Origin of the sequence: Pseudomonas sp. NFACC04-2, from assembly GCF_900119265.1 — a bacterium.
GTDB classification, from domain to species: domain Bacteria; phylum Pseudomonadota; class Gammaproteobacteria; order Pseudomonadales; family Pseudomonadaceae; genus Aquipseudomonas; species Aquipseudomonas fluorescens_AA.
On the sequence record NZ_FPJC01000010.1, the window covers coordinates 205,697 to 211,773 of the forward strand.

The window sequence follows — 6,077 nt, forward strand, 5'->3', positions numbered from 1 at the left end:
GGGGCGTTTTTTTATGCGTATTGGCCACGGCTACGATGTTCACCGTTTCGCTGAAGGCGACTTCATTACTCTGGGCGGCGTGCGGATCGCACACGGCTTCGGGCTGCTCGCGCATTCTGACGGTGATGTCCTGCTGCATGCCTTGAGCGATGCCTTGCTCGGCGCCGCGGCGCTGGGTGACATTGGCAAGCACTTCCCCGACACCGACCCGCAATTCAAGGGCGCCGACAGCCGCGTGCTGCTGCGCCATGTGGTCGCGCTCATCCATGCCAAGGGCTGGAAAGTCGGCAATGTCGACAACACCATTGTCGCCCAGGCGCCCAAGATGGCGCCGCACATCGAGTCGATGCGTCGCCTGATCGCCGAGGATCTTCAAGTTGAGCTGGATCAAGTGAACGTCAAGGCCACCACCACCGAAAAGCTTGGCTTCGTCGGCCGTGAAGAAGGCATCGCTGTCCATTCCGTTGCCTTGTTGCTGCGCCCATGACCGAACTGGAACTGTTGGGGCCGCGTGCCTACGGCCCATCGCTGGGCAGCGCGGTCCTCAAGGCCACCGCTGAAGATTTCCAGGTCGACGAAGTGCTCGATATCCCGTTGACCGGCGATGGCGAACATTTGTGGATCTGGGTGGAAAAGCGCGGCCTGAACACTGAAGAGGCCGCCCGGCGCATCGCCAAGGCCGCCGGCGTGCCGTTGCGCACCGTCAGCTACGCCGGGCTCAAGGACCGCCAGGCCCTGACCCGTCAGTGGTTCAGCGTCCAACTGCCGGGCAAGGCCGATCCGGACTTGTCAGCGGCAGAAAACGACACGCTGAAGATCCTCAAGACCGGCCGGCATCGACGCAAGCTGCAACGCGGCGCGCACTCGGCCAATGGCTTCACCCTGCGCCTGACCCAGTTCAAGGGGGACGTGGCCGCCATCGAGGCGCGTCTGCAACAGATCAGGCGCCAGGGCATCCCCAATTATTTCGGCGCCCAGCGCTTCGGCCATGACGGCGGGAATGTCGCCGATGCCCGTGCCTGGGCCGCGCGCAAGGCCTTGCCGGAACAGCGCAACGTGCGCTCGCGACTGTTGTCCACCGCCCGCAGTTTCCTGTTCAACCGGGTGCTGGCGGCGCGGGTCGCTGATGGCACCTGGCAACAAGCGCAGGTCGGCGACTTGCTGGCCTTCACCGACAGCCGTAGTTTTTTCCCGGCCGGTGAGGCTGAATGCAGCGATCCACGCCTGGCGATCCTCGATCTGCACCCGACCGGGCCGCAGTGGGGCGAGGGACCATCGCCTGCCGCCGGCGCGACCTTTGAGTTGGAACAGGCCATCGCCGAGGGCGAGGCCGATCTGCGGGACTGGTTGATAAACGCGGGAATGAGTCACGAACGTCGCATCCTGCGACTGCCCATTGGCGGGCTGTCGTGGCATTATCCCCAGCCTGACATTCTGCAACTGGAATTCGTCCTGCCGGCCGGATGTTTCGCCACTGTCTTGGTGCGCGAACTCGTCGATCTGGTGCCGGTGGGGCAGACGGACAGCCCATGCGTATTCTGATTTCTAACGACGACGGGGTGACAGCACCCGGTCTTGCCGCGCTTTATGCTGCGCTGGCGGATTTTGCCGAGTGCGTGGTCATCGCTCCGGACCAGGACAAAAGCGGCGCCAGCAGCTCGCTGACGCTCGACCGTCCGTTGCACCCTTGCTATCTGGATAACGGTTTCATCAGCCTCAACGGGACCCCGACCGATTGCGTGCACCTGGGTATCAATGGGTTGCTGGAACGAGCACCGGACATGGTGGTGTCGGGCATCAACCTGGGCGCCAACCTGGGAGATGACGTGCTGTATTCCGGCACGGTCGCCGCTGCCCTGGAAGGGCGCTTCCTGGAAAAGCCGTCGTTTGCCTTTTCGTTCGTTTCACGGCAGGTCGATAACTTGCCGACCGCCGCCTATTTCGCCCGTAAACTGGTCGAAGCCCACGGTGAGCTGGACCTGCCACCCCGCACGGTGCTGAACGTGAATATCCCCAACCTGCCACTCGATCACATCCGTGGCATCCAGCTCACGCGCCTGGGCCATCGTGCCCGCGCCGCCCAACCGATGCACGTCGTCGACCCGCGCGGCAAGGCCGGTTACTGGATCGCCGCCGCCGGCGATGCCGAGGATGGCGGACCGGGTACTGATTTCCATGCGGTGATGCAAGGCTATGTATCGATTACGCCGTTGCAGTTGGACCGTACCTTCAATGACGCCTTTCGAAACCTCGATGGCTGGCTGGAGGGGCTGCGCTGATGGCTCGTGAGCAAGACGATATGCTGCGCCGTGGAATCGGCATGACCTCCCAGCGCACCCGTGAACGACTGATCCAGCGTCTTTACGAAGAAGGCCTGTCCAATGCCCAGGTGTTGGAGGTGATTCGCCGCACGCCGCGCCATCTGTTCGTCGATGAGGCCCTGGCCCATCGCGCCTATGAAGACACGGCATTGCCCATCGGCCACAACCAGACCATTTCCCAGCCGTACATGGTGGCCCGCATGAGCGAGTTGCTGCTCGAGGCCGGGCCGCTGGACAAGGTGCTGGAGATCGGCACCGGTTCGGGTTACCAGACGGCGGTGTTGTCGCAACTGGTCGAGCGAGTGTTTTCCGTCGAGCGGATCAAGGTGCTGCAGGATCGCGCCAAGGAACGCCTGGTGGAGCTGAACCTGCGCAACGTGGTGTTTCGTTGGGGCGATGGCTGGGAAGGGTGGCCGGCTTTGGCGCCATACAACGGCATCATCGTGACCGCCGTGGCCACCGACGTGCCCCAGGCGCTGCTGGATCAGCTCGCCCCTGGTGGACGGCTGGTCATTCCCGTGGGCGCCGGTGAAGTCCAGCAACTGATGCTGATCGTGCGCGAAGAACACGGTTTTTCACGACATGTCCTGGGAGCGGTGCGGTTCGTGCCGTTGCTCAATGGACCGTTGGCCTGAGCATTTATAAACAGACGCTGAATTCCGTGGCCACGTCTGTGTCTTACAGCGGCACCGATTCGCTGAACAGAGCCCAATGGCGTCGAGCAAACGTGTGCGGCGGCGCGTTGCGCTTCATTAATAGAGGCGCAGTCGTTGCCAGCTATATTTGTATAAACGCTGCCTGGACAGGCAGCCTCCAATTTTTCAGCCACCACAAAGGGAGCGGCGGGTGAGTCTCACAGTCATTGCGCAGCGTATGGGTATCACGAGCTTTCAGCGCCTGGTGACTGGCCTTGTCTTGAGCACTTTGCTGGTCGGTTGTTCCAGTACGCCGTCGAGCAATGTCCGGGTTGTCGATCGCAACAGCGCAACACCTCAGCGTCCTACGGTAACGACCGGCCAATATGTAGTCCGTCGCGGTGATACGCTGTTTTCCATCGCTTTTCGCTACGGCTGGGACTACAAGGCCCTCGCGGCGCGCAACAACATTCCTGCGCCTTATACGATTCACCCCGGTCAGACGATTCGCTTTGATGGCCGTAGCGGTTCAACGCCTACCGCGGTGGTGACACAGTCCGGTTCGACGGCTTCTTCGTCGAGCAAAACCACCGTCATTCGCCGGCCGGCGGGGGCTGGCACAGCGGCAATACCGTCCGTCGCGAGCAAACCGACCCCTGTTCCGATGCCTCCCGCGGGTCCCGCCCCGACTGGCTGGGGATGGCCTTCTAATGGCGTTCTCATTGGAAAATTCTCTTCAAACGGTAGTTTGAATAAAGGAATTGATATCGCCGGGGATTTGGGACAGCCTGTTTTAGCCGCGTCTGATGGCACGGTTGTGTACGCCGGGAGTGGTTTGAGGGGCTACGGCGAACTCGTGATCATCAAACACAGCGATACCTACGTCAGTGCCTACGGTCACAACCGCAGGCTGTTGGTTCGGGAGGGGCAGCAGGTCAAGGTCGGACAGACAATTGCCGAAATGGGATCAACGGGAACGGACCGGGTGAAGCTGCACTTTGAGATTCGCCGACAAGGTAAACCAGTCGATCCGCTGCAATTCCTGCCACGTCGTTGATTTGATTGTCAGCCTGTTCCGTCACGTAGAGGGAACAGGCTCCAGCGTTGCCAAGGATAAAGGCGTCGCTTGAGCTTGAGGTCGAACTCACCAAAGGACTATAACAATGGCTCTCAGTAAAGAAGTGCCGGAGTTTGACATCGACGATGAGGTTCTCCTTATGGAGACCGGCATCGCTATGGATTCGATGTCGAATGATGAAGGGGCGACTCCACCTTCCGTTCGTGCCAAATCCAGACACTCCGCTTCACTTAAACAACATAAGTACATCGATTACACCCGGGCGCTTGACGCCACTCAGTTGTACCTCAACGAAATCGGTTTCTCGCCACTGCTCTCCCCCGAGGAAGAAGTTCATTTTGCGCGGCTGTCGCAAAGTGGCGACCCGGCCGGTCGAAAACGCATGATTGAAAGCAACCTGCGCCTGGTGGTGAAAATCGCCCGACGCTACGTCAATCGTGGGCTTTCGCTGCTGGACCTGATCGAAGAGGGCAACCTGGGCCTGATTCGTGCCGTGGAGAAGTTCGACCCCGAGCGCGGCTTCCGCTTCTCAACCTACGCCACCTGGTGGATCCGCCAGACCATCGAACGGGCGATCATGAACCAGACCCGGACGATCCGGTTGCCGATTCATGTGGTCAAGGAACTGAATGTCTACCTGCGGGCCGCCCGCGAGTTGACCCAGAAACTCGACCATGAGCCTTCACCCGAAGAAATCGCCAACCTGCTGGAAAAACCGGTGGGTGAGGTCAAGCGCATGCTTGGGCTCAACGAGCGGGTGTCCTCGGTGGACGTTTCCCTGGGGCCGGACTCGGATAAAACCTTGCTCGACACCCTCACCGATGATCGACCTACCGATCCATGCGAGTTGCTCCAGGACGATGACTTGTCCCAGAGTATCGACCAGTGGCTTTCGGAGCTGACCGACAAGCAACGGGAAGTGGTGATCCGCCGCTTCGGCTTGCGGGGGCATGAAAGCAGCACCCTTGAAGATGTAGGCCTGGAGATTGGTTTGACCCGTGAACGGGTCCGGCAGATCCAGGTGGAAGGCCTCAAGCGTCTCCGGGAGATCCTGGAGAAGAATGGCCTGTCGAGTGAGTCGCTGTTTCAATAACCCGAGTGCAGCTCTGCAAGAAAAGCCCCGACTGGTTCGGGGCTTTTTCGTTTCTGAGCAGATGTATTGAGCACTACGCCATGCGCCGCACTCTTGTGGCGAGGGGATTTATCCCCGTTGGGGCGCGAAGCGGCCCTGAAACAGAAATCGCGGTGTTCAATTCAATAATTTGGGACTGCTACGCAGTCCAACGGGGCGGTGCGACGTTTCGCTAAATCCCCTCGCCACAAGAGTGCGTTCCTCAGCCTTCTCTATTTATAGATTCGGCGTGTAAGCTTTTGCCTAGTGTTGCGTAAGTGTTCGGATTCCCGTGCACGGGATAGACGACTATAAAGGTTGTCGTATCTTTTTAACTTGCTGATTTATAAGGTAGTTTTATTTGTGGCTGTATCATGACAGAGACAGTCGACGGTATCCGGGGAATTGCACTCGGCGGGTAAAACACTAATATCAGTCCTGTGTCGACGGACAGACACACCCGTCAAGGACGATGGGAAGGAAGGACATCGCAGGACGCGATTCATCAGGACGATGAATAGGATTAAAGGGATTAGGGAAAAAATGTGGGCGGGTCAAACCGCCCCTTTTTTTTGCCTGTGTCCCGTCCTGAATAAGGTTTACACCTTCTGATCTGTTTTTCAGGAGGACGTAATGGAATCAGCAAAAAGGCGTAGTCAGCGCGACTACACGCTGACCTTTAAATTGTCGGTCGTCGATCAGGTCGAAAAAGGCGAGCTGAGTTATAAAGAGGCTCAGGAGCGCTACGGGATTCAAGGCAAAACGACCGTTCTGACATGGTTACGCAAGCACGGTCGGCAGGATTGGAGCCCAGGCAGATACATTGGCTCGCCGAGGATGGGGTCTATGCCCGACAAAAACCGACCATTAACGCCAGAGCAACGCATCAAAGAGCTTGAAGAGCAGTTAGCTCTGTCCAATCAGAAAGCGCA

At 59.1% G+C, this 6,077-nt stretch carries 6 protein-coding genes and 1 pseudogene; all 7 read left to right on the forward strand.

Translation table 11 applies throughout. The features are described 5' to 3' along the window. Positions 1-13: 13 nt before the first annotated feature. Positions 14-487 (forward strand): 2-C-methyl-D-erythritol 2,4-cyclodiphosphate synthase, encoded by a 474-nt coding sequence (ispF, locus tag BT125_RS15785; protein ID WP_072408310.1) that lies wholly within the window; start codon positions 14-16, stop codon positions 485-487. Continuing rightward, complete coding sequence (gene truD / locus BT125_RS15790) at positions 484-1,542, forward strand: tRNA pseudouridine(13) synthase TruD (protein ID WP_072408312.1); 1,059 nt, start codon at positions 484-486, stop codon at positions 1,540-1,542. The genes ispF and truD overlap by 4 nt, the downstream gene beginning before the upstream one ends. Next, complete coding sequence (surE, locus tag BT125_RS15795) at positions 1,530-2,279, forward strand: 5'/3'-nucleotidase SurE (protein ID WP_072408313.1); 750 nt, start codon at positions 1,530-1,532, stop codon at positions 2,277-2,279. The genes truD and surE overlap by 13 nt, the downstream gene beginning before the upstream one ends. 41 nt (positions 2,280-2,320) lie before the next feature. Continuing rightward, a complete protein-coding gene (locus tag BT125_RS15800; protein ID WP_161796107.1) occupies positions 2,321-2,956 on the forward strand; it encodes a protein-L-isoaspartate(D-aspartate) O-methyltransferase in 636 nt (211 codons plus the stop codon). Between the two features lie 211 nt (positions 2,957-3,167). Beyond that, the gene (locus BT125_RS15805) at positions 3,168-4,013 is read left to right on the forward strand and encodes a peptidoglycan DD-metalloendopeptidase family protein (RefSeq protein ID WP_072408315.1); all 846 of its coding nucleotides are present in this window, start codon (positions 3,168-3,170) and stop codon (positions 4,011-4,013) included. Positions 4,014-4,119: 106 nt separating this feature from the next. After that, positions 4,120-5,127 carry an RNA polymerase sigma factor RpoS gene (gene rpoS / locus BT125_RS15810; RefSeq protein ID WP_047227588.1) on the forward strand — a complete coding sequence of 336 codons (1,008 nt, stop codon included), beginning with the start codon at positions 4,120-4,122 and terminating at the stop codon, positions 5,125-5,127. A 651-nt stretch (positions 5,128-5,778) separates the two neighbouring features. Further along, positions 5,779-6,077, forward strand: a pseudogene (locus tag BT125_RS15815) (IS3 family transposase); the annotation flags it as partial.

What these genes read in the sequence shown, in the direction of transcription:
- truD (WP_072408312.1), top strand. Translation starts at nt 484, where the DNA reads ATGACCGAACTGGAACTGTTGGGGCCGCGTGCCTACGGCCCATCGCTG.
- ispF (WP_072408310.1), top strand. Translation starts at nt 14, where the DNA reads ATGCGTATTGGCCACGGCTACGATGTTCACCGTTTCGCTGAAGGCGAC.
- surE (WP_072408313.1), top strand. Translation starts at nt 1,530, where the DNA reads ATGCGTATTCTGATTTCTAACGACGACGGGGTGACAGCACCCGGTCTT.
- BT125_RS15800 (WP_161796107.1), top strand. Translation starts at nt 2,321, where the DNA reads ATGACCTCCCAGCGCACCCGTGAACGACTGATCCAGCGTCTTTACGAA.
- rpoS (WP_047227588.1), top strand. Translation starts at nt 4,120, where the DNA reads ATGGCTCTCAGTAAAGAAGTGCCGGAGTTTGACATCGACGATGAGGTT.